The following is a 24,750-nucleotide window of genomic DNA, read 5'->3' as shown; positions in this document are numbered from 1 at the left end:
TCAGGCGGCATAGGTGCGTGTTATCTGCATCTTAATAAAAATCACAATAAAACACCCATTCGCCTGTTAGACGGTTTTTCGCCAAATAAATGTTTCCATTATCAATGACGTTGAAGTTAGCTTTCTCATCGGAAGCTATCTGAAGTACAAATTCAAATCCATCGCCAAAATTCACCCCCGACTGGATATAACAAGGATAGCCGCCTATCTTATGTCCAGAATAACATTCCGTATAGTCACAATAGTCGGTGATTTCCTCCTGGTCTTCCATTTCAACTAACTCATCCTCTATCTCCGTAGGAATGTCTCCGCTATCCCATACAGGATAGTCTTCTTCAATTAGGCAGCTTTTCAACGGAAACGGTTTAATGGATGATGATGGACAGGAAAGGTCCTTAATGACCAATAAATCTTTATCTGTGTATTCTCGTATAATCCAACCGTCACCATTAGGGGACAACCCTGCCGGTATATCTTTAGATATAAAAACCGTTAGCACTTTTGTACCTTTAAGTGCATCAGGAATATAAGGCAATCCGTCAAGGCATACTTGTAATAAAGGAAACATCGTCTTCCCTTCATTGTCAGTAGGTATTGTTTCCTCTTCTTTATACAGATACACTCTTCCGATCCAGCTTTCGCTATCGGAGTTTGTAGGTTTAAAACCGCCTGTCGTAAAACCTGTCGCTTTCTTTACAAGCATTCTTTTTATTTCATCTATTCTTTCCATATCTATAATTTGATTAATTGCAGATAATGTTCAATGGACAATCGCTACTAAAAGAGATTGATCCGCTTTTTAACCACTAAATTATGCATTTATTATATACCTGTATTCTTCATCATCAAAAAAATCTTCTGCAATCAAAGCAGAAAGATGTTTCTTTGAAAAAAGAACATAAGTTTCTTCGTATAAACTATTTTTGAGTTTGCACTCATATAATAGCTGGGTGATATTCTTTATATTCTCGCCATCCGTTGTATTCTGCGCATACTTATTGGCTAAATCCGTAATCATTTTCACCAACTCGTCATTAACAAGTCTTAGAATTATAGATTTAGCATAACATGACCATGAATCATTACTATATATGAACACATAGAACAAATCATCCAAAAGTCCAATACATACTTCATCAGGCATATATCTCAAGACTTCCAAAGCATAATAGCAATCGAGATTACTGCTACCATGTATATTATGCAAAGCTTTTGAAAGGTCCTCTGTCTTGTTACTATATTTTCTAAATACAGAAAGACTTTCTTTATATGCCTCATAAGTCTTTATGACTTGATTCCATTCTTCTGAATACATATTTATTCTCTTTAATGTCCGATGCCTTCCGCTTCAAGCGATAGTGCCGTTTGTTAGCAATTAATTATTCTCATTGTTTATACATTCTTTTATGTCATCCAACACATCGTGTAACCAAGACCAAATATCTGGATATTTTTTTATGATGTCAAATCCATCATTTGTCCATCCGTGAATCAAGAACACTTCAGTAGCGATATTCTCTTGAACCTTAAAACAAACCAAATCATCATTATCTTGACGCCTTCCAAAAACGAGTAAATTGTCTTTAATAGAAGATGGCCATATTTCATTTACCCAAAAGATTTTATCTTCTGAAAGAAAATACCAAGGTTGTAGTTGCGTGAAGTGATCAAACCCTACAATCCTTTTTTCTATTAACCAAATATAGCCTTTGGGATATATGATTTCTTTTTTATTCATTCTTTTAATTGTTAATGTTTGATGCCTAACCGACCTTTTCAGGAGAGGTTAAGCCGCTTGTTATATGCCATTTCCAAATATCTAAATATCTCATAACCTATGTAAGATTCTCGTTTAGGAAATTTCGTCCTATAATAGCAATCCCAATAACTATACATTTGATTTTTTGTTTTGTGAAAGAAGCTTTTGTTTTCTCCCATAAAACGAAAGTAGTTATCAATATTGCCATCTATATGCTTTCTCACATCGCATAGAATTTCATATACATATTCTCCTAATAGCCTAAAGCAAAATGGAACAACCCAATATTCAGTGCAGGATATTAGATTTTGCAAATGGCGTTGCCTGACAAAACCATCATAATGTCTGGTAAAGATACAGTCCATAATATTCTTTTCCACATTTGTCATATCTGTATGTGGCTTCTGGTCGTTTATGTATATTCGTTCCGGAATGGCTACCATCGCACCTTCAAGATTTACCTCATAGTATCGGTTGCTTATATCACCATCCTTTATTGGAAGCATATCAATCACTCTCCGAACATCTTTTGTAAGGTTGGGAGGAAATGAGTTTAATATCTTATTTTTTCTACACATGGCATATAATGTTTACTGGCCAACCGACCTTTCAAGCACGATTTATCCGCTTGTAATCAGCCTCTATTCACTTTGATAAGTCTCAACTACATACAAGTCAATATTGGGATAATCGTTTGATGCTTTATCCAAAATAGCTTTGACATCATCCCATCTCAAACCGCCTAACCCGGCACCGATGGCCGGTAGAGCTATGGCCGTCACATTATCATGATCGGCAAGTTCAAGCATCTGCTTCAATGCCTTCTCGATATATTCTATTTTGGCTCGTGTCCGCCATGTTGCCTGAGTGCCGAGATTATAGATATGCCCGTGGCCATAATCATAATCAAAGACATCGCCGGGGCAAAACTTATGCTCCTTGCACAGCTGCTTATATTCAAGATACATGGCCGGGTATCTTTCTCTGAATTGCAATGCAATGCCTTTACCCATTGCACCGGCGCAGTTGCACCCGTGCGCATAGTTGCTCACACCCTCAATGCGGAATATGTCGCCTTTCTCAATATACTTTATCATTGTTCTTACTTTTATTGTTATAAGTTACAGATAGCGCCTCTTTCGAAACGCTATCTGCATGTTGAGTTTCTTGTCTCATCAGATGGATGTCAGGCAAAACAATGCCTTTATCGTTTCACCCGAACTGTCGGTTCCTGTTATTTCCGATTTCCGGATGCGTATTTTCCCGTGTTGATGCGGGTGTCGGCAGCCTGTTGAAGCCGGTCGATGAACGCTATGGCTGCCTTGTGAAAGCCGGGACCAAGCAGGTTGGTCTGGCATTCTCCGGTTACGGAAACAGTGTCTTCCGTATTTTCTTTTCCCTCATGTTGATAGTCCAGGAACAGGTCGCCCAGTTTGCAAAAACTTACCCTCGTTGCTGATTCGTCATGCTCTGCATGATAGCCGGATTCAGCGGCCAGTTTTTCCACGGTACGCTTGAATGCTCCGATATTCCTGATCCTTGTGCGAATGTTGAATCCAAGTCCCATATTCGTTATATTTTTAGTTATGTTATTAATGACATATTTTGGTGGCTGGAAATCCTATATGGGGATGTTCGGCCGCTTGTTATAACTTATTTGAAATTTGTCAGTACATGGTACGCAAGTCTTCTTGTGAAGACGCTCCTTTTACATTGACAACATTACCGCCTAATTGTTTAATCCGATTTACAATTTCCTTTTCCATGACTCTGATTTTTCGTTCGTAACTGATGTGTTCGGCAGCTTGCCGCTTTATTCAGCTGGTTTTCTGTTTGTTTACTCTTAATTCTAATATTTTTTGAGCGGCTTGGTTTTTAATACTGTCTCGCAATATTTCCAGCCTCCGTTGCCCTATGCGTTTGTCTGCCGCCCGAAATATATCTGTCAATCCCCAATAATCGTCTTCAAATCTGCGAGTTAATATATCTGAAACTGGGGTATCTATGTATTCCCTTATCAAGTTTGAAATAAAAGATATATCACAATAATATGGGTAATCTGCTATTTGAGGTATATGTGCATGATGATGCGATACATGACCATCCTTATCAACAAAGTCTTTTGGATAATCAAATATGATTTCTTTCCCTATGGTTATCCAATATCGAGGGCAGAAACTTGTTGCCCTGTCGCTCCTCATAGGATATACAGCACAATGTATCTGGAAATCAATCTTAGGATCAATTATCAGATATAGTTCCTTTTGCAGTTTACTCCATCTTTTCATGTGTTCTTCCTCTACAGCTAATGTTGGGCGACTAACCGGCCTTTACAGGAATGTTCAGCCGCTTGTTAGTCACCTATTTTTTATAATAAAGGTTCTCTATACATTCAAAAATTGCAGGATATGGCTCTTGACGATATAAGGGTTCTACCTCTTTGAATAGATTTTTATCAGTCATCTTGTCAAATAATTCATCTATGGATGTAGCAACCTTACGAACTCCTAAACCGGAAAAATCAGCCAGATATATATCAAACTCTTCTTCAATAGGCTGGCTTTCAATATCCCAAAACAGATATAAGCCATTCTCACTTAGGGCGAAAGGTTCGCTTTTTTTTATTAATTCTCGAGAGCCATCAGGTTCAAGTGCCATATCCACAATTTCTTCATCCCAATCCAAAACACATTCAAATCTTTCTTTGAAGAGTGGATTTTGTTCTAACCAAGAATCACCATAATTCCCCATAGGAATATAGATAAACCATCTTCCTAATGCTTTCCCATATCCATATTCTTTAACAAATTTCTTATATGAGATCGGAAATTTGCGCTTATTGGGGAATCTGAAATTTTCCAAGAAATCCAAATCTCCAAAAATTGTAGGATTACCTATTATTTTTAATTTGTTCATTTCCTATTAATTTAAGGTGACTAATGTTCAGCAGTCAATCGCCATTTCAAGGACGATTTAGCCGTGTGTTAGTTATCTAATTTTATTCATACAAAACATTCCTAATGATTTTATAAAAACCATGTAGATTATTGGGCGTGTTAAATGGAAATAATTGGCTTTCAAATTCATTTACGTCCAATTTAATTTCGCCACTTTCTAATTTTAACAAAAACGCATACAGTTCTTCTTTTTGAGCAAAAGAGAAATGCGCCTCAAAAAATGGTTTAATTTCATCACGAATAAATTTTCGTGATGAACAACTATCATTCAAATCCAAATTCAGATACTTCATTGACAGATTATCATCATCAGCCCCGCCAATAAAATCATTGAATAAGTAAAAAAATAAATCACTATTCATATTAATTATTTATTTAGCGACTAATGTTTGACATCTAATCTCCGTTTGAAGGTGCATGTTATGGGCATTTACTTCCAAAAGTTGTCCTGCAAGTGCTTTTCCAAATATCGACTTACTACTCCCCAGCCAGCATTGTCAGGACTATTATACCCCCACATATTTTCAGTAGCATCTTCTAATTTTTCACATACTTCTGAATATTTTGCTGTTATTTGTTTCCTTTCTTCTGAAGTGTAGCCTTTTAGTTCTTCCATTGTTATGGTAAAATACTTGCCTTCTCTGCTTCCACGCACGAAATTTACAACTTCACATAGTCGGTCTTCGTCAAGAGCAAAGACATCTATATTGAGAGGGAAAATTTGTTCGATATTCTCTGTTGCTTCGCCAATTTTGTTCAGTCCAATTTCATACATTGCATGAGATATGTAAGGTAGCAATTTTGTATTTTCTTCTATGATTGCTTGCCACCCATCACCTTTACAGATGCCTATAACATTGGCTACTATGTGAAATGTAAATACAGTGTCAGACACTTGTTTTTTAATTTCACTCAATTCGCCTATCTCCCAAACCTTATCTGATAAAGCTACAATCGCATCCTCTGTATTGACATCCATTCCTTGCAGGACATCACTTATTTTTTCTGTTTTCATATTTACATTGCTTTTTAGTTGCACATAATGTTTGGCAAATAATTGATTTTCAATGCAATTTATTTGTTTGTTAGCCACCAAATTATCATCTCAGTAACACTGAAGAACCAGCCATACCTTATCAAAATTATGCGCAAGCAAATCTTCTTTAGTTATGTAGAAATAAATTCGGCCACAATCACCAAACATGAGTTCAAAATCTCCATTTTCGACTGTATTTAATTGGAGTAATAAAGTCCAGCGATCCAAAGCAGTTTCTTCTGCCCGCTTGCGTATATCTTTCGGAACTCGTCTCCAATCATTCCCTCCGTCAAGATAATAACCTTGAGAGACCAGATCACATTGGGCTGCCATGCTGTTTTGTATGATGTCTGCCCATCCTAATAATTTGGAACAACTTTCCAGTGCTTCCTCCTCCTCATCATCTTCTTCATTATCTAATTCATCTTCAATATTCGGAAAAATTTCAGCAAGGTCCTGAACTGAAGGGAAAGAAGATTTTTGCGACATTTTGATTTTTGTCATAGGAAATTCAAAATCCTCACCAGCATCTTCAGGAAAACTTGCTGCCTTCAATACAGATAAATCCTCAAACCAGAAGACACGGGCACACCCTTTGTCTTTAGGGTCAAATCCCCAGCATTGTGTATCTGTTTCATAGAAAAACGATAGCAAACCGTGATCAGGTAGCAAATGCTCCGTATCATATTGTGTCAATTCCTCACAATTGAATTGAGCCAAGAAAGATAGTGGACGTTTTCTAAAGTAGGGCCACTCAAATCCAGGAGGTAAATCGGGTTTCCCTCCAAAACGAGTTCCGCACAATTTGTATTTCTCGTTTCTTCCTATTTTTAGAACAATGCTATTTCGTTGCATTCGTTCCAATTCTTTATTTAATTCCATGTTTCATTTATTTTTAAGTTCTACTATTTGGTGGCTAATGGTTGGCAGATAAACCACCTTCGATGTTTCATCTGTTTGTTAGTAACTTATGACCTATCAATCTTTTGTAAAAGTTGATTGTAATACTTCTCTAACATTTTAATGTTATTTTTCCTATCAATCTTTCCGCTTTCATTATCTGTATATGCCATCCACTTAAACATTAATTCAACAAAAATAGGCTTACCAGCTTCAGTTAAAGAACTTTCTCTGATTATTGAAGGCATAATAAGGTTTCCTTCATTATCAGATGGATTATCACGCAAAAGTCCCTTTTCGTATGCAAAATTTAATAAGTTCTGACAACAGACTTTTGTGTTGTATTTATCTCTTTGGCGGATTTGAGTTTCCATAAGTGCATCAACATCCAATAAAATTAGATCATTCATATTCTTTTTTGTTTATAAAGTTACTAATGTCTGGTGGCTAACTGACCTTTACAGGGATGTTCAGCCGCTTGTTATTCACTCATTTTACCATATCTGGTAGTTGTTCAATATTGTATCGATTGTTCCAAACAAATCTGTAATCCTCTAATTTATATAATTCGGGGAGATTAAAATTTTGCATCACATAGTTTTTCCCATCTGCTGTTAATATTATACTATTTTGATAACAAAATTCGTCAAGAAAAAATATATTTTGTTTGCCATTATGATTCTTTAATTGCATATCAGGATAAAGAAAATTGTTGTACTTATTACATCCTATTGCTCTTTTCTTATTTTCTTTATGAAAATCGAATTTACTGTCATCAAACTCGCAAATCCTTATTACAAAATATTTTTTATCAATAAATTCTTTCCCATCTTTTCCAAATACTTTCAATTCAGTTGCCTCAAATCGGCCATAAAGTTGATTGCTAATCATAAAGTTTAAAAAACTTTCAGATACGATTTTTAAGTTATAATTTTGGGGAAACCAATCAAATGATGGCCGCACTTTTGATTTGATATGCAGATACAAAATTTCAGGCATTTTAAATCGTGTATCATATGTTGGAAATCCATCTTTAGGAGGATAATACATTACCCAGTCCCCTAAAATAGGTACTTGTTTTTTAGGACAGTGCTTATCCGAAAGCCAATAATCCTCATATAAAGGAAGCAACTTAAACTCTTCAATTCTTGCTGGTGTATAAAACCATATATATAGTTCCTGCTTATCCATAATCTTTGCTTTTAGAGTGAATAATGGGATGCAGATAAGCAACCTGTTACGGTTGCTTATCTGCGTGTTATCCGCATAAATTATTTCTATTTATACAAATGGTTAATCCCATTCGATTTCATCTCCTTTCTCTCGAAGAATTTTATATATCTCTTCTTCGTTTTCTATTAAAGAGATGATGATGTCGGCAAAGCGTTTTGCTTTTTGCTCGTTTTCTGCGGTGTCCTCAAAATAAGCTGCGTAAGAACCAGCTTCAGGGTCGCTTTCCATACTTTCCAAAATATCCGGTGCATTTTCTGCCAGATAGTAGTTGAAGAAAGCATCCCAGTTGTAACCGTTCATGTATGCTTCTTCGTTTATCTCATTCATTTGCTCTCCTATTGCCAATGTTTTTTCAACCTCATTTTGGAAGAGCAAAACGATGTTTCCAGAACCATTTGTGTAAATTTGGACATACTCATTAGCAAAGATGTCTCTTTCTTCTGTTGTTGCCATAATCTTTTAATTTTTAATTGTTTTACTATTGCGGATAATAATGTTTGGCAGCGTTCCGCTTTTAGTCGGTTTGCTGTTGTTAGCAGTTTATTTTCTAAATAGTCTTTAACTTATTATTCATTTCTTTTCTATACAGAATTGAACTAAAGGGATAAGTATTATTAAGTTCCGGTTTTTCTCCATATAGCTCAATTATTCCATCTATTGATTCTAATTTTTGCAAAATGGGTATTGAAATATTTATGATATTTTCAATTAACCGTGAACGCAACTGTTCATCAATAGTCGATTCTAAATCTAATATCATTTGTGTGGAATATCCTTCAATTTCCATTATTGGGAAGCGCATTCTAATATCACATTGATATTCTTTAGGAAATAATAAATCATCTCCCTTACGTAATAAAGACGCCAAGTTTATATAAAACATCTTTCCATACAAAGAGTGTTGGAGATTGAATACGACTATACATTCGGCAGTAGTCTTATACCACGAATTTCCTTTCCTACGAAAGCTATTCGCTTTCATTATTGGATGAACTATTGATTTGAATTGCTCTTTATCCATAATATTTAATTCTAAACTGCTAATGTTCGGTGGCTAACCGACCTTTTCGGAACGGTTCAGCCGCCTGTTATCGTCCGTATTCTTTTTTGCTTTTCTAAATAACTCCATTAGTTTATCTGCAAACTCTTCATCTTCAAAATGCTTAAAATCTTGCCAACATACGATAGCTGTAGGAGCTTTTTTCTGAATATTATTCACACAATTCAAAGCCCAGCTTTGATTGTCAGCGTTATACCACGATTTTTTAATTTCATCTGAAACATATTTAGTTATTTCATGCAAATCTTTATCTATCAGCAAATGCTTATCATCAGTAGGAGGAACAATATTCTGTAGCTCACATTCAGTGAAATCTAAAAACTGCATTGTTGCCATTGAAAAATCAATGTCCTTGAGTTGCACTTTGGAGACATCAATATCATCCCGTTTTATGACACGCAAGATTTTAGCAATAATCTCTGTCGCTTTGGCTGCGGTCTGATTTCGTGTTATATCCTCAATAGACATTTTTCTAATCATCAAATCATCTATCAGACCACTAAAACGTACATTTTCCATATAAAGAGAAAAAAATATACATCCTTTAATTTTACAGTGATCAAAGACAGCATTTGTTATATAGGAGCCATCAAACGCCTTGCCTAATTTGCATTTGACAAATTTGCAATTATTCTGTCCACCGCCCCATGCTCCAATATATGTGTCTGATAAATCTACTCTTGAAAAAGTACAGTCATCAAAAAAACACCCCCAGAACCTTGTTTTCTTGCAGACTGTTTTATTGAATATGCAATTACTGAAATTAACATATTCAAATACAACCTCAGATAAATCAGACTTACTGAAATCATACTGCACAAAGTCCATATTCTCAAACTTTGTGTCTTCGGATATTTTTATGCCTTTATATTCAGTATTCATTCTTTTGTTCTATTTGGACGATAATGCTCGGCAGCGTTCCGCTAATTCAGTCGGTTTGCTGTTTGTTATCTGACTCCTTAATATATTTATACCAGTCACTTTTCGATATTTCTTCAAAAGTTGGTGATACAAATTGTCCGAATGTACCAAAAGGCAAACAAGATTCTTCTTTAATGCCTTTTGTCGGGTCATTCCATTCCGTTTCGCATTCTGTACAATAAGCGTATAGTTGAGATGTGTGTTTATCTTTTACTATTACAACCCACCCTTGCTCACAAAGAGGACACCAGGCTATTTTATACATTTCTTTTTTATATTACATTCAGATAATGTTCAACAGCTAATCTCCATTTGAGGCGATTGAGGTTCGTGTTATGAGCACTTTACGCCAGTTCCTTGTCATAGAACTGCACTCGATTCCCTTCTTTGTCCTCAAAATATATAGCGATATAGTCGAAGCCATTGCGTTTCATATCTTCCCAAGCCATTTTTCGACCATCAACTAATGTGACAAGGCCTTCATCGTCTATTTCGAAATCATCTTTTTCATCTTCGTAGTCTATGTTATACCCTAATTCTATTATTAATTTAGATACAGGGATGTCACATTTCTTCAAAGGTCTGTCCTGTACGGTTTTTGCGTCATATTCATTGCAAAACATGTTATCATACCCATGCAAAGCACCGTCATGCAGCAAGATTTCTTCCCCTGTAAGCACATCTTTAGCCACAATCTTTTCAGGAGCTGCATCTGTTTCGGTAATGTACGGTTGTTGCTCACCTTTGACTTCGAACAAATCACCGTAATACCAAACTTCAAATAGTTCGTTTCCTGCGGTCGAACAAATAGACAATTCGATTAACCGCTTCTCTTGAACATCTTTGACGTAATTTTCTAAGTAAGTGGGAATGTTCATTTTGTGTTGCTCCAATGCTTGTTTATTCTTTTCCATATTCATTTATTTTTAATGTTCATAATGTTGGGCTGCGTTCCGCCGTTAGGCGGAACAGGCGCATGTTTACTACGTTCGTTATTGCTCCATCTTTCGTTTTACTATATCTATAAACTCCTCCTTTGTCATGAACTTATTTAGGAAATCTTCCAATGTTCCTTCATTAGTAACCTCTGTAAAAAACTCCTCATGGTCTGTACTCCATACGATCGGATTTTCAACATTGAGGTCTGATACACAGATGTAGTAGTTATTGGGATAAGCATCTGTGTAAAGCAATTCCACAAAGGCGGGAGTGTCGCAATTTGAATGTTGAATGATTTCGTCCAACTCTGCATCATCTGAAAACCAATCATTCCATTCTTCAAAATCTTGTGTGTCCTTTTGAAACGGAGTGAAAGGCTTTGCTACCCAAAATAATTGCCCACGAGGTTCTTCGTCCAATGTATAGTAGGTATCAACCATTTTCTTATAAAATGTTTCTCTGTCAGAATTGAATAATTCCATGTTTTCATCCACCCAATCGCCCAAACCTTCAATCGGTTCTGTATCTTCGGCAGACAGCCAAGGTGTATCTTCCGGCTTTTGATATAAAGCAGTGTTGAAAGTTATGGCACACAAATCTTCTTGTAAAGACACTCCTTTTACATTGGCGACATTACCGCCTAATTGTTTAATTCGATTTACAATTTCCTTTTTCATGACTTTAATGTTTTTTTTGTTCGTAGCTAATGTTGGGCAACTAATTGTTTTCCGCACTTAGTTGTTTGTTAGCAACCTCTTGTAATAAGTTGATAATCTTGGCATATTTGTTTTTCACTGCGAGAGAAATCGCGGTATTGCCTTTTTTATCTTGTAAAGCGAAGTCCGCTCCGGCTGACAATAACAATTCGACTCCTTTATAAAATCCGGCATTTGCAGCACACATAAGAGGAGTCATGCCTTTCTTGCTAATACTATTGACATCAGCGCTAAAAGCGATTAGAGTTTTCATGGCACTTAATTGTTTCTCTTGAGCTGCCCAGTGCAAAGGAGTAAAACCGCCTTTATCTTTAATGTTTGGGTCTGCTCCAGCTTTTAGTAATGTACGAAGGGCCGCAGTATGCCCGACTTCTGCCGGAGTAAACAATGCAGTCTGTTTATAGCAATCTTGGTGGTTTAAGTCTATACTTGTACCGATTATGGTGCGTAGTATTTTCATGTCTTCTTGATTAGCTGCACCGAATAAAACGGTTTCTCCGTCATTATTTTCGACATGAACATCTGCACCCTGTTCAAGTATTTGCTTGACGGCTTCTAAATCACTTTCATAAACAGACAGCATAAGAGGGGTATCCCCATTCTCATTTTTAGAATTTATGCCAAGAGCCAGTAATGATTTTATATAATCTTTCATATCTTTTTCTATTTATGGGTTGCTAATGTTTGGTGGCTAACCAACCTTTTTAGGGGAGGTTAAGCCGCTTGTTATGTATCTATTCTTCTCCATTCATGAAAAAATATTCCTGCAAATCTCCGTTTATTACTTTGCCGTCTAATCTAAGCTCAAAACAGCCTTCCTGATTCGCATACGATGATACATTATCCAATTTACTAAATATGGTTGAAACAACATCTGTCATAACCAATTTAGTAAACATTTTCAGTTGTTCTTTTTGTTCTTCATTCAAGCTATGATATAGTTTTTTACTGGCAAGCCAATACTTTTCTGGCCCTTTTATCGGAGTTGGCAAACTCTCAAAATAATAATTATAGAGTTCGTCAAAGACTTCATGACGTACATTCTCTACATATTCTTCTGCATTCATATTTCTTTATTTTTATGATACATAATGTTCGGCGGATAACCGACCTTTCAGGGGAGGTTGAGCCGCTTGTTATTCACTCATTTTATCAGTTGATTAACATTGCATTGATGCTCCATACAAATCTGTAATCTTCTAATTATAGAATTCAGGGAAATACAATATTGATCAAATTATAGGACCATCGGGATCTTCTTTTAATTTCAGAAGAAATTCCTCAATTGAATCTGCCAGTAAAACACCTTCTTCTCCCTCGTCATAAAAATCAGCATATACTTTAGGCTCATCATCTTTGAAATCAAGATATAGCAGATTATTTGAGCCATCGTGTCCCCATGGGAGAATCTTACATTTTTCCCATTTTTTCCAATTCCTTTTTTTTATTATCGTAAATATGTTATTACCGTATTTGTCATTTTCTTCGTCACTATCAATGTGGTAAAAATCATTCACAATAAATGTTTCAAATTCATCATCTGGATTTCTGTAGAAAAAATTTTCTTTAATTCTTCCTCCATTATTCGCAATATAAAATTCTTTATATGATAATGGTAATGATCTTTGGATTATAAGTTCTAAAGCTCGAAAATCTTTTTCATCCACTTCTTTTGCAGGATTAAAAGAATAAAAATGAAGTTTGTTTATAATTTCCATACCAATTTATTTTAGAGTGAATAACATTATACTATCAGCGAAATCCGCTGTTATTTTCTTTAAGTATCAAACCTCGTCTTCCTCCATCAACAGGTCGTCCAACGGGCTTTTGATTCTGCTCTTATAGGTGTCGGCGATGTGGACATACACTTCCGTCGTCTTGATGTTCTTATGACCCATCAGTTCCTTTACGATTTTGATGTCCGTCCCCTGTTCCAGCAGATGCGTGGCAAAGGTGTGGCGCAGCAGGTGCGGATAAATCCGTTTCGTGATGCCCGCCTCCCGTGCGGCAGCCTTCAGCCGTTTCGACACGATGCTTTCCGTAAAGGGTTCGCCCGGCCTGTGTTCAAAAAGCCACACCTTCGGCTTGTACAGCCGGTTGTATTCCACCAGCTTCTTCATCAGCGGCCTCGACAGCAGCGTGTAGCGGTCTTTCTTGCCCTTTCCCTGCCGTACCCGTATCAGATTCCGGGACTCGTTGATGTCTCCCGGCTTCAGTTCCAGCAGTTCGCTGATGCGCAGCCCGGCGGAGTAGAGGATGGAGAAGATGCAGAAGAAGCGCAGGTCTTTCGCCGCCACGTCCAGTATCCGCTTGATTTCTTCTTTGCTCAGCACATCGGGCAGGGTCTTCTCTCGCTTGGCACGGTTCACCTTGTAGCACCGACGCTCCTGACCGAGCACTTTCTCGTAGTAGAACTTGATGGCGTTGATGCGCTGGTTCTGCTGGCAGGAGGATATGTCCTTCTCGTGGATAAGATGCAGCAGGTAGCCGTTTATCTCATCGGACGTGATAGTCTTTACATCCCGGTCCCTGAAATGTTCCTGGAAATCCCGGAAGTAACTGGTATATACCCTCACCGTATGCTTGCTGTATCGCACCTGCTGGAGCTTCTCCTGATAGCCGGCCGGCAGAGGCGGCCGATTGTCCTCCTTTTCTTTCCGGTCCGTGCAATCCTTTATAGCGGAATAGTCGATGAACGCCATCTTCACATAGCGGTCGAAGAACTCCGCAAGCACGAAGCTCTCTTTGGGCAGATAAGCCTTGCCGCCGACAAGCTGCACGCCCTCCTCTTTCGACAAAGGCAGGCGCAGGCCGTCGTGGTCGAAGGTGACTTCGATGAACTCCCTGCCGTATCTGACGGCTGGCAAGAGTCTGATTCTCGGTTTAGCTTGATATATTTCCATGTTTCCGTTCTATTTGTCCCACTCGTTCAGGATTTCACCGTTCGTGCTATCGTAGCGCACCCAATGTCCCGTCTCGCGTCCGTCCGTGTATTCACCTTGTGTGACGATGCCGTCATCGTCGGTCTTTTTCCACACGCCGTGCTTGTAGCCCGCCTTATATGCGCCCGACTCATGGAGATACAGCTTGCCGTGCTTGTGGGCCGTGTATTCATAGGGACCGTCAAGCTCGCCGTTCTTATAGTGGCTGACGGTTTCGCTGAGCCATCCTCTGGAGGTGTCCTCGTTAAGCTCCCATTGCTTTCCCTCTTTTTTATCATCGGTATAGCCGGCTTCATAAATCAGTCGGCCGGTTTTGGGGGCGAAGCGCTGTTCCTTGCCGTTTTTCTTGCCTTCCCTGTATTCCTGTATCATGTCGGGCTTGCCGTCGGCGAACCAAGTCCGTACCGTACCCTCTATTTTCCCGTGCCACATGGGAGCCTCGCGCTGCGGGGTCTTCCCGTCCTGGTAGTAGGTGACAAACAGGCCGTGCCGCTTGCCGTCGGCATACGCGCCCTTTTCCCGCAGCACGCCGTCACGGTAACGCCTGTACTCGCCCTGCTTGACCCCCTTGGAGAAGTGTACGCTTTCCTCGTCCTGTCCCCGCAGGATGCGGTATTCGCCCGATAGCGGACGCTTGCCGTCTTTCAGGTAATGGACGACCGTTCCATGTTCCGCATCCGTAAGGGTACGCAAGTCGCCGTACTCTACAATCCGCTGTGCGAAGCTGCTGCCGCTCAGCAGGAAAAGGATGCCTGCCAGTATGATTTTTGTTTTCATATCCTTCCTGTTTTTTTCGTTGGACAATACCCGGCTACTTCCGTCACGCTTCCCTTTCTGTCAGGGTACAAACAAAATCCGGCGGCATTCGGACACGGGAAACCCGTTGAATGAATACCGCCGGACATGGCTTTCTTTCCGCTTTGCTCACACGGACAAGGAGGAATGTTGTTTCTTTGATGATGGGTAATCGGTGGTCGGGGATAACCGGACTGGGACAGGATGTAGGGACGCATGAAACCCTTTCCGTCATTCCGTTTAGGAATGGCAGCGCAGGCCGTATCGTCTATAAGAAATAACTGCCTGCAATTCCATTTGGTGCCATCATAGTCCATTTTATTATAGTCAATCCCATACAAAAGTATGGATTTAATTTCTTAATAACGATAAAAACCCCGATTTTATTTTGTGGTTTCAAATATTTTTTGAGAGACAGTCCTTCCCTACGGACGGAATGTCCTTTTTTTCAGCGTGACAGTAGCGCATGTCCGGACGACGGCACGACGGCCGGTGGCCGCTGCAAAAGGTTTCACCCACCACAGGCCATGCAGAGCCGGACAGACACGGCATATCCGCAAAGTGATGGTAAAAAACGGCTGTATTTGTACAGTTTTTCCGGCTTTAACGGCAGGAATGAAAAGCGTTTTTATAATTTTGTATGCAGATGAAACGTAGAATACAAAAATACATATCGGTTTTTGTGCTGTCGGCGCTGCTGCTCGCGGCGGGGTACGGAGAGGCGAAGAAATGCCACGGAGACCGCACGTTTGTACTGTTCCGCCATCAGAGACAGTATGAAGATATTGAAAAAGAACTGTGCTACACCCAATTCAGGTACTACTCATCGCAGATGGGTATGTACATTTCTTCTGACCCTATTGGACAGGAAGGGAATAATCCTACACTGCATGGATACGTTCCAGACGTAAATACTTGGCTGGATGTATTCGGATTAGATATAATAAAAGTCAATCCATCAGATCCTTTCCCTAAGTCCGAAAAAGGAAAAACTTGGAAAGAAAAGTTTATAGAACGCTTTAATGATAAAAGGAACATAGAAGCTGGCGGTGTAGTTTCTCCTACAGGATTTAAGAGTAAGCCTACATTAGCTTGCAAATAAAAATATTTAACTACAATGAAGACATTGAATGATTTTATTTCGACATATCAAATCCCATTGATTAATGCAATATTTTACGATGATGGGAAAATATTAGTAATTGATTCTTACTATGTGGGAGAAAAGTTTGAGCTACGTATTTTGTGCGAAAGCAGTATCAATAGCTTTTTTTCATTTAATGAGATAGATGACATCTCTAATTTTGATATTATATGTACAAAAAACTGTAATGGATATTGTATAGCATGTGGAGAAGGTAGCTACGGCTCGGATGGAATAATTTATGTTGTAGACATCGCAAAACATAAATTACTATGGGGCATTTATCTAAATAACAGTAATCCTTTTAGTAGAATTGATTATGTTTGTGAGGAGGTTATTGCTTCTTCAACAAAAGGATTTAAGCTAATTATACCAATAAAAGCTCCTGAAAAGTTAAGGGTTGAAAATTAATTAGTCTCAACATAGCTTGCCATGTTGTTAGCGGACAGTCATATCACGATAGTTGTGGAAGTGGATGCTCATTAATAGTACACCGACGGTAAAATTACAGTTTTTTCGGCTTTTACGGCAGGAATGAGAAGCGTTTTTATAATTTTGTATGCAGATGAAAAGTAGAATACGAAAAAACATATCGGTTTTTATGTTGTCGGCGGTACTACTTATGGCAGGGTGCGGTAATCCTCCCATGCCGCCGTCCGATGCAGAGATGACACGGCACTTCCTCGCACACGAAACGGCGTTCGACGGAATCCGGGAGGTCATCGCCCGCTGTCCCTATGGGGATTACTATCCGCCATACGACATGCAGGACACCGCCTGTCTAAGAGGCATCTCTATGGAAGACCGGCATACACTGGACTCACTGCTGGAGGCAATCTCTTGTGAGCGGGTGTTCTACTTCGGGAAGGAAGCAATGAAAGAATCCGGCTGGAACGGATACGACACGACATACACAAGTTTCACCATACCGTACTTCTCGCACGGTTACTCGATAGGCGGAACAAGCAAGGACTTCGTGTATGATCCGGGGCTGAAAAACAACCCCGCGTATCAAGTTACGGAACACGGGGATTTGAACGGGATATACCGCAGGACATACAACGACACCACGCTGTACAAACAGATTAAGGGAGACTGGTACATCCGGTTGGAGCATGACAACTGACCGATAACTTATACTGACGTATATGGAGAAGGGACAACGGAAATACGGGCTGAAAACAAAGGGAAACATAATATTCCTGTGTGTCGCCATGATTCTGTGCGGCTGCGCACGGCATTACACGGCCTTCCAATACGACAACGGCGACGATTATCCCAGTGAGGGGCTGTACCGTATCGTGGACAGGAAAGGACGCATCGGCTATGCCGACAAAGAGGGAAAGGCGGTCATCCGCCCCCGTTTTGCTTTCGGCTATCCCTTTGAGGGAGGCAGGGCAAAGGTGACGGACTCCGGCCAACGGAAAGAGGTGCCCGGTTCCGGCGGAGAGTACCATTATTGGGAAAGCGACGGATGGTATTATATCGACCGGAACGGAAACAGGCTGCCGGATTACCGGCTGCTGTGGAGCATACGGTACGCTTATACGGGTGATTCCATCATGGTGACAGACGGTGCGGACAAAGAGCAATGCGCAGACGTCCACGAAAACATGATACGGCCTGTCCTGGCAGAGCTGGCATCCTCCCTGAACGGATGCGGAGAAGCGGAGCGCATGGCCGACCGAGCCGGATACTGCGATGTCCGCCATTACCTCGAAGTGCCCGGAACGGATTCCCTGCAGGGAGGAAATACCCCGATAACGGTGGACATCCTGTCGTCCGATAACCCGGATTTCAATCGCTGCTTGAATGCCATTGGGAAGAAAGAATACTACGCCTTGAAATGGGCGCCGGAATCTCCGGAACAATGCCTTGTGTTCACAGAGGAAAGGAAACTGGTCATCGTGTGGTGCAGCCTGTTCCATGACGGAAAAGAGGCAGTGCAAAAGGTAAGGAAGATATTGGAGTCTTTAACCGTCGATTCTCCGAAGTATAAGGAACAAACAGAAAGACACTAAAACTTAGAGCTTATGTTGAAAGAAATAGTATATTGGACATATCGTTTTTTCTACAAACTGAGACGCGCTCAAAAAAGAAAAGATAATAACGGGAAGATGGATTCAGTGATGGTTGTTTCAGTATGCCTGTTTGCGAATGTACTTACTTTGCTGAATTTTCTCAATTATTACACGTCCATTGATGTGCTCGCATATATACCGGTAACGACAAGATACGAGCTGACTTCCTGGATTTGTATAATCATCATAATGGCTCCATTCATTGCTTTTGTATATAAGAGATATTTCGCCAAGGAAAAGTTCTCAAATATGATTCAGGAGTATGCGGCAAAATCCAGGAGACGACGAAGTTGGGGAAGTTTATGGGCATTTTGCTATTTCATTCTGACCTGGACGGCATTTTTAAAGTCGGTATTGTTGGTGAATTGATATGAACGTCTGGAAATATACCTATATACAGTTCTTCAAGATTCGCCGCAGGGTAATCGGGGAATGCGGTGCGGACGATTTTGCAGCCATGCTGTTTGTAGTGTTGCTTGACTGTCTGTTTTATTTGGGAATCGTAGTTCTTGCCGATGCCTTTACCGGCTATCATTTGCTTCCCGAACACAAACTACTGGAAGTAATTCTTTTTCTCGGCGGGGCGTTCATTATCGGGGGCATCCGTAACCGTTCCATGTGCAAGGGCGGTGCTTTCAATCGTATATGGAAGGAGGTAGAAGCGGAACCCCGGAAGATGCTCTGGGGCATACTCTCGCTGCTGTATATCCTGTCGGCTTTCGCATTCTTCCTCCTGTCGGTGTATTTGTGGGGCAAAAAGATGCTGCCGGTCTTGGTTGATATAGGGGATTTGCTGTCTTTTTGTATGGCCGACATCCCGGCAGATGTGGATGGACTCTTTACAATAACCTTCAATGCCGGATGATATGAATGTCTGGAAATATACCTATATACAGTTCTTCAAAAAACGCCGCAGGGTAATCGGAAAGGATGGTGCGGACGATTATGCGGCCATGTTGTTCGTGGCATTGCTTGACTGCCTGTTTTATTGGGGAGTGATAACTTTTGCCGATTCCTTTACCGGCTATCATTTGCTTCCCGGACACGAAATTCTGCATACGGTTCTCTTTCTTGGCGGAGCTGTAATCATTGAGAGAGTCCACAACCGTACCCTGTGCAAAGGCGGTGCGTTCGAGCGCATAAGGAAAGAAGTCGAAGCAGAACCCCGTAAGATGCTCTGGGGCATACTCTCGCTGCTGTATATCATGTCGGCTGTTGCATTCTTTGCACTGTCGCTGTATTGCAATGTGAATAAGCTGGTACTTGTCTTAATCCCACTCTGACGATCCGCTGACCCGAACAGACATGAGAATGCCGCTTAACCATACTTTTATCCGCTTCTTTTACAGGCGAGGTATGTTTGGCAGTCAATCCCCATTGGAGACGATTGAGGATACATTAAGTTTAGAATTTATTTTTTCAAATGACACATTGCCAAAATCGCTTTTCCAGTCTTTCAATATTGTTTTCCTCATATCCAGCCAATTCGACGCAATAGCTTTATCATTAATACGTTTTTTGATATTCATATTTCCACCAATATCATCAATCAGGAACAGCAGTTCACATTCAGATAGTATTGCATATTTCTTCCTAAACTCAATATATCGGTGCAACTCTATAATATCTTCTTTTAGGAAAGCGATTGTTGAACACATCTCATGTGTTATTTGATGCACCAGGTTTTCCATCTTCACAGCCAACGTCATTTGGGCAGGAAAAACATCTCCCTGATATTTATCCGCCAAAGAAAAGTCGTACTTTCCTTCAAGCTCAGAAAGCTGCGTTAATATATCCTCTATTTTATTTATAAATTCATTCATCTCTGTACTGATTATGTTTGTTGCCTAACCGCCCTTTCAGGGGAGGTTAAGCCATATATTAGTTGCTAATACTGTGCCTACATAGATGTAATGCCATTTCTTCTGAATATCCTTTTTGTTATACCAGTCCAAAAGAGCTAATGACGATTCTTTCAAATCTTCCTCGTCTTCATTATTGGGAACACTGTCAGCGTATTCCCGTATGTCTTGATTATTGGATTAGGCAATTCGAATTTGATGAAAAACAAGGCATCAAAAACCTTTTCTTTCCTGTCAGCTATTCATCCATTTAGTTAAAATTCTTTCTAAATCACTTTTCAATAAATTAGAATTATATTCAATTTTCTTTTTTCGAAGTTTATCAGAAACATATTGCATATAATATAAAAAATCAGTGGAGACAATTTTCTTTTGTTCACACAATGGCAATTCTCCAAATTTACGGCTGAAATACCGTTCAACCTTTATGTGATATGTTCCGTTCTTATTTACTATGCGTCCAAATTTATATTGGGGGCGGATATAGTATTTACCTTCAAATCCTTTGGGAACATCATCTTCTGAATGGAAGTATTCAGACCTTACGGTTACATATTCATCATCATGGTTACTGAATGACATATAGATGCCTATGTAAGAAAACTTTTCTCCATATTTCTCAGGTTGAAGTTCATGTATCATCATTTCTTTTAAGGAATCAAGACTATCATATAAAGGTTGTACTGACTTCTGATAATTAGCTGATTTAATCCACCTGAATGGAGATTTAGGCAATAGGTTACGCTGTGATTGAAATTTATAACCACTATAGTAAGTCATATCATCACCATTTTCCAGAACATATGAATCTTTCAGTTTTCTCCAACCTTGTTCTGATTTTACTTCAAAATACTTGTTCATTAACGAAGTATAGAAACTACCGTTTATCCAGCGTTCAACTTTAGCTTCCAACGGCTCTCTGTCTCCCCATCCGATAATCCTTAGAGCTTCACAAATCCTAACAAGCTCATTCCATTCTTTTATATTCCTATAATGATAGAGATTATCAAATTGGTTCAAAAGCCAAATTCGTGCTTGCTCCTTATCCATCCCTCTTAAAAAAATGGATAGTTCATCAAGATCATTTATGTTATAAATTTCTGTCATATTAATTACAGCTAATGTATGGCAGCCAACCGACCTCCATTGGAATGATCAGCCGCTTGTTGTCAATGTACTTTTACCGTATAGCTTGTTTCTTTATTTCCTCGGCTTGCTTCAGCATCACAAAAGAATCTGTTTCGTAAAAATTATCTTCAAATACCTTATTTTTAATCTGCGATATTCGTTCTTTGAGCAATGGAATAAAAGCCATTGCATCAAAATCATGGAAACGATCTTTGTATTTTTCCAACACCATGCTGATATAATCAAATATATCGTCACATAATTTTTGTCTCATTTCATCTTCTGGAAAATCTATGTATTCTTCTATGGTAAACATTTGGTCAATAACAAGTTTTTCTTCTGATCTTTTATATCTTGTGTATGACTTTAAGTTGCCTTTCTCAATATCATTATAAGAAAACAATCTTAAAATTATGAATAATGCATCAGGTTGCTTTTCTACCTTGCGTAATTTAGCATATATTTCCTCTTGCCATATCATATCATTAAGATTGTCAATTATATAATCCAAGACTTTATTTTGTTTTACATTATTCTCAAAATCACCTGCATATCTTGATTCATAAGTTATACTTAAAAAGGCTCCCATATTGCAATTCATTAAAACCTGACTATATGTTGTAGACTAATTTATTGATAATGTTCAACGGCCAACCGACCTCCATAGGAATGTTCAGCCGCCAGTTATGCTTCATTTATATTCAATCATAACACTTAAAATCTGTTTCTGTCGGGTCTTCCATCGAGCTTAAAGTATCCGTAGGCTCTAATTCAAAATAAAAACCATAATTGTTTTTTTCTCCAATATTGCCCGGACTCGGATTTTTCCTTTTTAAGCCATATATGGTTATGGAATACATGCCTTTACTAAAAGGTACTTTTACAGCCCTATAGACTTCTGTCAATTTGTTACTGACGTAAACTTCCTTAGTAAGAAAGTCATGGTCGATAAGTTTGTCGTCGCTCCAATCCTCCAATTCATTTATCTGCATAACCCAGAAACAATTATCCTCGTCTATGGACAGATTGAAACTTCCGAGTCGCTTGACTGCATTCCAGTTATCCGAATATCTGTTGTCGCCCTTGTTTCCACAAAATATGGTATAGTTGTAATTATTGATATTCCCAATAGGAATTATGGCCCCTTGACGTATAAAATCCATTCCCGTTTCGTTATGCTTTGCAAAGTAAGTCAGCATCTTTTTGGCCCTTATTTTATGCAGTTTCTTTATTCTTATAAAGTTTGCGTTGGAAATAATGGCTAATCCATAAATCCAGGCTCCTATTACAAATTCCTTTTCCATTTTATTTAACCGTTAATGTTTGACATGATGCGCATGACATCGCTATTTGTCCGTGTCTCAGTTCCGTGTCGTTTCACGCATGTTTTCTATCCGGTAGGCTGTTTCCTCTTTTATTTTCTGCAGCCAGTATCCGTCTATCCCTGCCTGCCGTGCATAGTCTTCATAGCGGGAGACAACGCCGACGGCTTTTTCTATGAGGGCATCGGCCCCCTTGATGTTGTAGCGTTTGGCCAGTTCGAGCAGGTCGCCGCGCCCGATGTCGCAGTTCCTGTTGCATACGGTCATGCTGTGCCGGTTTACATAGCCCGGAGCGGACGGATCCACAGAGAAGGTGAAATCGTAGGCCGGGGCGGTATGCCACACGCCGTCGTCTTCCATCAGGAAACTGAAGTTCTTGTTATGGTCGTCCACGTTTCCTCCTATTACGTTCATCACAGTCAGGAGAAACAGCTGCTTGAGCTCAGCCGGCAGGATGCCGATCCGACACGCCGTGTCGAACAGGCTTTCGTAACTGTCCGCGTCAGGGTTCATGGCGGCCAGGGTCTGCACATGCACCTTTTTCCCTTCCCTGCGGTCGAACCGCTCCGTCAGGAAATGGGCGGCCTGCCCTCCTTCCATGAGGCGCGACGGCATCATGTTCAGTCCGGCATCTTTCGCCATGAGGTAATAGCTGTACTCGATGCGTGTGGTGGGAATATCCGAATGTTCGTCGAACTTGATAATCATGGGGACATATCCGGGTGCGGGCGCGGCGACCTGGCCGGAATAGCATTCGCCTGTCTCCGGGTTCAGGTTGATGATGGCCTTGGGCCTGCGTCCTCCGGCGGATGTGCCCACTTTGAACAGGCTCTCTATCAGGAAGTCGGGCTGTATCTCGGCCCTGAAGTTCCTTGCCTCGTCCAATGCGGACTGCGCCAGCCTGTAAAGGTCGGCTATCTCCACTTTGAAGGGCTCCTCCATATCCTCGGCTGCCGGAGGAAGGAACTCCAGCGCACCCATGCCCCTTCTGCCGATATAGGCCAGACGGTCGAGGACGGACAGGTTCCTTGCGCTGATACCGCGCGTCTTCGCCCATTCGTTGAACACCTTGTTACCCCAGTGGTCCGGCAGTGAATCCGCGATGAACGACGGAAGCCCGCCGAAGAGTTTGCCGTCCTCACCGTACACGGGCAGACCGTTCCTCACGGAAACGCTGTGGATGGAGGCCCGCAGGGGGGCGATGTCATATCCGCTGCCGAGAAAGTCACGGTCAAAATAGAAACAGTGTTTTTCCGTGTACCTCTCCTTGTAGGCCACCAGCGAACCCACTTTCCGGCCCCAAAGGAAAACGTCAAGATTCCGTATCATGGCTGCTCCTCCTTACTCGTTTGGGTATGTACTTGTTCATCTGTTTCAGTGCCATCGGAGGCACGGGCAGTTCGGGCAACAGGTCGGACAAACGCTGTTCCAGCCCCAGCACGCGCAGGAGCGAGATGAAGTTGTTGAGCGTGATGTTCCGGCTCATCCCCTGTTCGAGATGGCTGATGGTGGTCAGGCTTACCCCGGACTTCTCCGCCATCTCCCTTTGGCTGATACGGGCGGCAAGACGGTACTCCTTCAGCCGCTGGCAAAGGAGGGCGATGATGTCCTGGTTGGTGGTGTATGAAAGATTGTCCATATAGTCATATATTGCTATTCACCTGCAAATATACAAATAAATGGCAATATAATACCACTGTATCTGTTTTTATTTCGTCCCGCGCTCGTTCTGCACGCCCTTTATCATCTCTTTCACAATGCCGCTTCATCGTGGTGGACGCCTGCAACGGGGACAAGGTGCTTCGCTGTTATGAGAAAAATGGCTTTGTCCTCCTGTACAAGACAGAGGAGATAGAAAAGCAATACTATGATATTCCGCAAGACGGGCATCTGAAAACCCGCCTGCTGTATTTTGACTTGAAAAAGAAATAAAGGCACTTTGGCGGATATGACTC

Annotated in this window: 36 protein-coding genes; 6 read left to right on the top strand and 30 right to left on the bottom strand. The window is 40.3% G+C overall.

Translation table 11 applies throughout. The features are described 5' to 3' along the window. Positions 1 to 31 precede the first annotated feature (31 nt). From M3090_RS11610 to M3090_RS11495, 24 genes are all read right to left on the bottom strand, one after another. Positions 32 to 730, bottom strand: a complete 699-nt coding sequence (locus M3090_RS11610) for a DUF1963 domain-containing protein (RefSeq protein ID WP_249056400.1) — start codon at positions 728 to 730, stop codon at positions 32 to 34. Between the two features lie 81 nt (positions 731 to 811). Next, positions 812 to 1,315 (bottom strand): hypothetical protein, encoded by a 504-nt coding sequence (locus tag M3090_RS11605; RefSeq protein ID WP_249056398.1) that lies wholly within the window; start codon positions 1,313 to 1,315, stop codon positions 812 to 814. 60 nt (positions 1,316 to 1,375) lie between these two features. After that, positions 1,376 to 1,738, bottom strand: coding sequence for a hypothetical protein (locus M3090_RS11600; RefSeq protein WP_249056395.1), 363 nt, complete (start codon positions 1,736 to 1,738; stop codon positions 1,376 to 1,378). Between the two features lie 38 nt (positions 1,739 to 1,776). Next, positions 1,777 to 2,337, bottom strand: a complete 561-nt coding sequence (locus M3090_RS11595; protein WP_249056392.1) for a hypothetical protein — start codon at positions 2,335 to 2,337, stop codon at positions 1,777 to 1,779. Positions 2,338 to 2,400: 63 nt separating this feature from the next. After that, complete coding sequence (locus M3090_RS11590; RefSeq protein WP_249056390.1) at positions 2,401 to 2,856, bottom strand: macro domain-containing protein; 456 nt, start codon at positions 2,854 to 2,856, stop codon at positions 2,401 to 2,403. 137 nt (positions 2,857 to 2,993) lie between these two features. Further along, positions 2,994 to 3,326, bottom strand: a complete 333-nt coding sequence (locus M3090_RS11585; protein ID WP_249056388.1) for a hypothetical protein — start codon at positions 3,324 to 3,326, stop codon at positions 2,994 to 2,996. 250 nt (positions 3,327 to 3,576) lie between these two features. Next, positions 3,577 to 4,047 carry a hypothetical protein gene (locus tag M3090_RS11580; protein ID WP_087334980.1) on the bottom strand — a complete coding sequence of 157 codons (471 nt, stop codon included), beginning with the start codon at positions 4,045 to 4,047 and terminating at the stop codon, positions 3,577 to 3,579. Positions 4,048 to 4,120: 73 nt separating this feature from the next. Continuing rightward, the gene (locus M3090_RS11575; RefSeq protein WP_249056386.1) at positions 4,121 to 4,675 is read right to left on the bottom strand and encodes a hypothetical protein; all 555 of its coding nucleotides are present in this window, start codon (positions 4,673 to 4,675) and stop codon (positions 4,121 to 4,123) included. An 82-nt stretch (positions 4,676 to 4,757) separates the two neighbouring features. Continuing rightward, complete coding sequence (locus M3090_RS11570) at positions 4,758 to 5,078, bottom strand: hypothetical protein (protein WP_249056384.1); 321 nt, start codon at positions 5,076 to 5,078, stop codon at positions 4,758 to 4,760. Between the two features lie 68 nt (positions 5,079 to 5,146). Beyond that, the gene (locus tag M3090_RS11565; protein ID WP_249056382.1) at positions 5,147 to 5,731 is read right to left on the bottom strand and encodes a hypothetical protein; all 585 of its coding nucleotides are present in this window, start codon (positions 5,729 to 5,731) and stop codon (positions 5,147 to 5,149) included. A 90-nt stretch (positions 5,732 to 5,821) separates the two neighbouring features. Continuing rightward, complete coding sequence (locus M3090_RS11560) at positions 5,822 to 6,634, bottom strand: YwqG family protein (RefSeq protein ID WP_249056380.1); 813 nt, start codon at positions 6,632 to 6,634, stop codon at positions 5,822 to 5,824. 86 nt (positions 6,635 to 6,720) lie between these two features. Then, a complete protein-coding gene (locus M3090_RS11555) occupies positions 6,721 to 7,062 on the bottom strand; it encodes a hypothetical protein (protein WP_249056378.1) in 342 nt (113 codons plus the stop codon). A 79-nt stretch (positions 7,063 to 7,141) separates the two neighbouring features. After that, a complete protein-coding gene (locus M3090_RS11550) occupies positions 7,142 to 7,843 on the bottom strand; it encodes an Imm43 family immunity protein (RefSeq protein ID WP_249056376.1) in 702 nt (233 codons plus the stop codon). 102 nt (positions 7,844 to 7,945) lie between these two features. Then, positions 7,946 to 8,338: an Imm51 family immunity protein gene (locus tag M3090_RS11545; protein ID WP_195305200.1), complete on the bottom strand. Its 393-nt coding sequence runs from the start codon at positions 8,336 to 8,338 to the stop codon at positions 7,946 to 7,948. Positions 8,339 to 8,432: 94 nt separating this feature from the next. Next, complete coding sequence (locus M3090_RS11540) at positions 8,433 to 8,906, bottom strand: DUF4304 domain-containing protein (RefSeq protein ID WP_249056374.1); 474 nt, start codon at positions 8,904 to 8,906, stop codon at positions 8,433 to 8,435. A 33-nt stretch (positions 8,907 to 8,939) separates the two neighbouring features. Then, positions 8,940 to 9,827, bottom strand: coding sequence for a pentapeptide repeat-containing protein (locus M3090_RS11535; RefSeq protein WP_249056372.1), 888 nt, complete (start codon positions 9,825 to 9,827; stop codon positions 8,940 to 8,942). Positions 9,828 to 9,873: 46 nt separating this feature from the next. After that, positions 9,874 to 10,131: a hypothetical protein gene (locus M3090_RS11530; protein WP_249056370.1), complete on the bottom strand. Its 258-nt coding sequence runs from the start codon at positions 10,129 to 10,131 to the stop codon at positions 9,874 to 9,876. Between the two features lie 79 nt (positions 10,132 to 10,210). Beyond that, positions 10,211 to 10,780 carry a hypothetical protein gene (locus tag M3090_RS11525; protein ID WP_249056368.1) on the bottom strand — a complete coding sequence of 190 codons (570 nt, stop codon included), beginning with the start codon at positions 10,778 to 10,780 and terminating at the stop codon, positions 10,211 to 10,213. Between the two features lie 78 nt (positions 10,781 to 10,858). Continuing rightward, on the bottom strand, positions 10,859 to 11,482 hold the full coding sequence (locus M3090_RS11520) for a hypothetical protein (RefSeq protein WP_249056366.1): 624 nt from the start codon (positions 11,480 to 11,482) through the stop codon (positions 10,859 to 10,861). 40 nt (positions 11,483 to 11,522) lie between these two features. Further along, positions 11,523 to 12,176 carry an ankyrin repeat domain-containing protein gene (locus M3090_RS11515; protein WP_249056364.1) on the bottom strand — a complete coding sequence of 218 codons (654 nt, stop codon included), beginning with the start codon at positions 12,174 to 12,176 and terminating at the stop codon, positions 11,523 to 11,525. A gap of 79 nt (positions 12,177 to 12,255) precedes the next feature. After that, complete coding sequence (locus M3090_RS11510; protein ID WP_249056362.1) at positions 12,256 to 12,588, bottom strand: hypothetical protein; 333 nt, start codon at positions 12,586 to 12,588, stop codon at positions 12,256 to 12,258. 165 nt (positions 12,589 to 12,753) lie between these two features. After that, positions 12,754 to 13,239, bottom strand: a complete 486-nt coding sequence (locus tag M3090_RS11505; protein ID WP_249056360.1) for an SMI1/KNR4 family protein — start codon at positions 13,237 to 13,239, stop codon at positions 12,754 to 12,756. Between the two features lie 66 nt (positions 13,240 to 13,305). After that, complete coding sequence (locus M3090_RS11500) at positions 13,306 to 14,424, bottom strand: tyrosine-type recombinase/integrase (protein WP_087335032.1); 1,119 nt, start codon at positions 14,422 to 14,424, stop codon at positions 13,306 to 13,308. Between the two features lie 9 nt (positions 14,425 to 14,433). Continuing rightward, the gene (locus tag M3090_RS11495) at positions 14,434 to 15,240 is read right to left on the bottom strand and encodes a toxin-antitoxin system YwqK family antitoxin (RefSeq protein ID WP_087335034.1); all 807 of its coding nucleotides are present in this window, start codon (positions 15,238 to 15,240) and stop codon (positions 14,434 to 14,436) included. Between the two features lie 664 nt (positions 15,241 to 15,904). On the opposite strand from M3090_RS11495, the gene M3090_RS11490 reads away from it, so the two are divergent. The 6 genes from M3090_RS11490 to M3090_RS11465 all read left to right on the top strand — a co-directional run bounded on the left by M3090_RS11490 (position 15,905) and on the right by M3090_RS11465 (position 19,766). Next, on the top strand, positions 15,905 to 16,360 hold the full coding sequence (locus tag M3090_RS11490; protein WP_239448777.1) for an RHS repeat domain-containing protein: 456 nt from the start codon (positions 15,905 to 15,907) through the stop codon (positions 16,358 to 16,360). Between the two features lie 15 nt (positions 16,361 to 16,375). After that, a complete protein-coding gene (locus M3090_RS11485) occupies positions 16,376 to 16,813 on the top strand; it encodes a hypothetical protein (RefSeq protein ID WP_087335038.1) in 438 nt (145 codons plus the stop codon). Positions 16,814 to 17,003: 190 nt separating this feature from the next. After that, complete coding sequence (locus M3090_RS11480) at positions 17,004 to 17,528, top strand: DUF4948 family protein (protein ID WP_249056359.1); 525 nt, start codon at positions 17,004 to 17,006, stop codon at positions 17,526 to 17,528. A gap of 22 nt (positions 17,529 to 17,550) precedes the next feature. Further along, complete coding sequence (locus M3090_RS11475; protein WP_239448778.1) at positions 17,551 to 18,423, top strand: hypothetical protein; 873 nt, start codon at positions 17,551 to 17,553, stop codon at positions 18,421 to 18,423. A 430-nt stretch (positions 18,424 to 18,853) separates the two neighbouring features. Beyond that, positions 18,854 to 19,348 (top strand): hypothetical protein, encoded by a 495-nt coding sequence (locus tag M3090_RS11470; protein WP_087335041.1) that lies wholly within the window; start codon positions 18,854 to 18,856, stop codon positions 19,346 to 19,348. 1 nt (position 19,349) lies between these two features. Beyond that, positions 19,350 to 19,766, top strand: a complete 417-nt coding sequence (locus tag M3090_RS11465) for a hypothetical protein (RefSeq protein WP_162609278.1) — start codon at positions 19,350 to 19,352, stop codon at positions 19,764 to 19,766. A gap of 84 nt (positions 19,767 to 19,850) precedes the next feature. Here M3090_RS11465 and M3090_RS11460 read toward each other — a convergent pair whose 3' ends face one another. From M3090_RS11460 to M3090_RS11435, 6 genes are all read right to left on the bottom strand, one after another. Then, positions 19,851 to 20,306: a hypothetical protein gene (locus tag M3090_RS11460; protein ID WP_087335046.1), complete on the bottom strand. Its 456-nt coding sequence runs from the start codon at positions 20,304 to 20,306 to the stop codon at positions 19,851 to 19,853. 273 nt (positions 20,307 to 20,579) lie between these two features. Next, positions 20,580 to 21,452 carry a hypothetical protein gene (locus M3090_RS11455; RefSeq protein ID WP_140392944.1) on the bottom strand — a complete coding sequence of 291 codons (873 nt, stop codon included), beginning with the start codon at positions 21,450 to 21,452 and terminating at the stop codon, positions 20,580 to 20,582. 73 nt (positions 21,453 to 21,525) lie between these two features. Continuing rightward, complete coding sequence (locus M3090_RS11450) at positions 21,526 to 22,062, bottom strand: hypothetical protein (protein WP_204245572.1); 537 nt, start codon at positions 22,060 to 22,062, stop codon at positions 21,526 to 21,528. 112 nt (positions 22,063 to 22,174) lie between these two features. Next, positions 22,175 to 22,777, bottom strand: coding sequence for a hypothetical protein (locus M3090_RS11445; protein WP_087335051.1), 603 nt, complete (start codon positions 22,775 to 22,777; stop codon positions 22,175 to 22,177). A 57-nt stretch (positions 22,778 to 22,834) separates the two neighbouring features. After that, positions 22,835 to 24,124, bottom strand: coding sequence for a type II toxin-antitoxin system HipA family toxin (locus M3090_RS11440; RefSeq protein ID WP_087335054.1), 1,290 nt, complete (start codon positions 24,122 to 24,124; stop codon positions 22,835 to 22,837). Beyond that, entirely contained in the window at positions 24,108 to 24,434 is a 327-nt protein-coding gene (locus M3090_RS11435; RefSeq protein ID WP_087335056.1) for a helix-turn-helix domain-containing protein, read from the bottom strand. Before M3090_RS11435 ends, M3090_RS11440 begins: the two co-directional genes overlap by 17 nt. Between the last annotated feature and the right edge of the window lie 316 nt (positions 24,435 to 24,750).

Source organism: Bacteroides sp. ET71 (assembly GCF_023336905.1).
In the GTDB taxonomy this organism is placed as follows: Bacteria; Bacteroidota; Bacteroidia; order Bacteroidales; family Bacteroidaceae; genus Bacteroides.
Note: the sequence above shows the minus strand (reverse complement) of the source record. Positions and strands in the feature narration are given on the sequence as shown.

What these genes read in the sequence shown, in the direction of transcription:
- M3090_RS11460 (WP_087335046.1), bottom strand. Translation starts at nt 20,306, where the DNA reads ATGAATGAATTTATAAATAAAATAGAGGATATATTAACGCAGCTTTCT.
- M3090_RS11605 (WP_249056398.1), bottom strand. Translation starts at nt 1,315, where the DNA reads ATGTATTCAGAAGAATGGAATCAAGTCATAAAGACTTATGAGGCATAT.
- M3090_RS11565 (WP_249056382.1), bottom strand. Translation starts at nt 5,731, where the DNA reads ATGAAAACAGAAAAAATAAGTGATGTCCTGCAAGGAATGGATGTCAAT.
- M3090_RS11490 (WP_239448777.1), top strand. Translation starts at nt 15,905, where the DNA reads ATGAAACGTAGAATACAAAAATACATATCGGTTTTTGTGCTGTCGGCG.
- M3090_RS11560 (WP_249056380.1), bottom strand. Translation starts at nt 6,634, where the DNA reads ATGGAATTAAATAAAGAATTGGAACGAATGCAACGAAATAGCATTGTT.
- M3090_RS11505 (WP_249056360.1), bottom strand. Translation starts at nt 13,239, where the DNA reads ATGGAAATTATAAACAAACTTCATTTTTATTCTTTTAATCCTGCAAAA.
- M3090_RS11435 (WP_087335056.1), bottom strand. Translation starts at nt 24,434, where the DNA reads ATGGACAATCTTTCATACACCACCAACCAGGACATCATCGCCCTCCTT.
- M3090_RS11585 (WP_249056388.1), bottom strand. Translation starts at nt 3,326, where the DNA reads ATGGGACTTGGATTCAACATTCGCACAAGGATCAGGAATATCGGAGCA.
- M3090_RS11520 (WP_249056366.1), bottom strand. Translation starts at nt 11,482, where the DNA reads ATGAAAAAGGAAATTGTAAATCGAATTAAACAATTAGGCGGTAATGTC.
- M3090_RS11550 (WP_249056376.1), bottom strand. Translation starts at nt 7,843, where the DNA reads ATGGATAAGCAGGAACTATATATATGGTTTTATACACCAGCAAGAATT.
- M3090_RS11455 (WP_140392944.1), bottom strand. Translation starts at nt 21,452, where the DNA reads ATGACAGAAATTTATAACATAAATGATCTTGATGAACTATCCATTTTT.
- M3090_RS11575 (WP_249056386.1), bottom strand. Translation starts at nt 4,675, where the DNA reads ATGAACAAATTAAAAATAATAGGTAATCCTACAATTTTTGGAGATTTG.
- M3090_RS11475 (WP_239448778.1), top strand. Translation starts at nt 17,551, where the DNA reads ATGGAGAAGGGACAACGGAAATACGGGCTGAAAACAAAGGGAAACATA.
- M3090_RS11500 (WP_087335032.1), bottom strand. Translation starts at nt 14,424, where the DNA reads ATGGAAATATATCAAGCTAAACCGAGAATCAGACTCTTGCCAGCCGTC.
- M3090_RS11510 (WP_249056362.1), bottom strand. Translation starts at nt 12,588, where the DNA reads ATGAATGCAGAAGAATATGTAGAGAATGTACGTCATGAAGTCTTTGAC.
- M3090_RS11445 (WP_087335051.1), bottom strand. Translation starts at nt 22,777, where the DNA reads ATGGAAAAGGAATTTGTAATAGGAGCCTGGATTTATGGATTAGCCATT.
- M3090_RS11540 (WP_249056374.1), bottom strand. Translation starts at nt 8,906, where the DNA reads ATGGATAAAGAGCAATTCAAATCAATAGTTCATCCAATAATGAAAGCG.
- M3090_RS11600 (WP_249056395.1), bottom strand. Translation starts at nt 1,738, where the DNA reads ATGAATAAAAAAGAAATCATATATCCCAAAGGCTATATTTGGTTAATA.
- M3090_RS11525 (WP_249056368.1), bottom strand. Translation starts at nt 10,780, where the DNA reads ATGGAAAAGAATAAACAAGCATTGGAGCAACACAAAATGAACATTCCC.
- M3090_RS11580 (WP_087334980.1), bottom strand. Translation starts at nt 4,047, where the DNA reads ATGAAAAGATGGAGTAAACTGCAAAAGGAACTATATCTGATAATTGAT.
- M3090_RS11480 (WP_249056359.1), top strand. Translation starts at nt 17,004, where the DNA reads ATGTTGTCGGCGGTACTACTTATGGCAGGGTGCGGTAATCCTCCCATG.
- M3090_RS11590 (WP_249056390.1), bottom strand. Translation starts at nt 2,856, where the DNA reads ATGATAAAGTATATTGAGAAAGGCGACATATTCCGCATTGAGGGTGTG.
- M3090_RS11470 (WP_087335041.1), top strand. Translation starts at nt 18,854, where the DNA reads ATGAACGTCTGGAAATATACCTATATACAGTTCTTCAAGATTCGCCGC.
- M3090_RS11555 (WP_249056378.1), bottom strand. Translation starts at nt 7,062, where the DNA reads ATGAATGATCTAATTTTATTGGATGTTGATGCACTTATGGAAACTCAA.
- M3090_RS11610 (WP_249056400.1), bottom strand. Translation starts at nt 730, where the DNA reads ATGGAAAGAATAGATGAAATAAAAAGAATGCTTGTAAAGAAAGCGACA.
- M3090_RS11530 (WP_249056370.1), bottom strand. Translation starts at nt 10,131, where the DNA reads ATGTATAAAATAGCCTGGTGTCCTCTTTGTGAGCAAGGGTGGGTTGTA.
- M3090_RS11465 (WP_162609278.1), top strand. Translation starts at nt 19,350, where the DNA reads ATGAATGTCTGGAAATATACCTATATACAGTTCTTCAAAAAACGCCGC.
- M3090_RS11495 (WP_087335034.1), bottom strand. Translation starts at nt 15,240, where the DNA reads ATGAAAACAAAAATCATACTGGCAGGCATCCTTTTCCTGCTGAGCGGC.
- M3090_RS11485 (WP_087335038.1), top strand. Translation starts at nt 16,376, where the DNA reads ATGAAGACATTGAATGATTTTATTTCGACATATCAAATCCCATTGATT.
- M3090_RS11535 (WP_249056372.1), bottom strand. Translation starts at nt 9,827, where the DNA reads ATGAATACTGAATATAAAGGCATAAAAATATCCGAAGACACAAAGTTT.
- M3090_RS11440 (WP_087335054.1), bottom strand. Translation starts at nt 24,124, where the DNA reads ATGATACGGAATCTTGACGTTTTCCTTTGGGGCCGGAAAGTGGGTTCG.
- M3090_RS11570 (WP_249056384.1), bottom strand. Translation starts at nt 5,078, where the DNA reads ATGAATAGTGATTTATTTTTTTACTTATTCAATGATTTTATTGGCGGG.
- M3090_RS11545 (WP_195305200.1), bottom strand. Translation starts at nt 8,338, where the DNA reads ATGGCAACAACAGAAGAAAGAGACATCTTTGCTAATGAGTATGTCCAA.
- M3090_RS11515 (WP_249056364.1), bottom strand. Translation starts at nt 12,176, where the DNA reads ATGAAAGATTATATAAAATCATTACTGGCTCTTGGCATAAATTCTAAA.
- M3090_RS11595 (WP_249056392.1), bottom strand. Translation starts at nt 2,337, where the DNA reads ATGTGTAGAAAAAATAAGATATTAAACTCATTTCCTCCCAACCTTACA.
- M3090_RS11450 (WP_204245572.1), bottom strand. Translation starts at nt 22,062, where the DNA reads ATGGGAGCCTTTTTAAGTATAACTTATGAATCAAGATATGCAGGTGAT.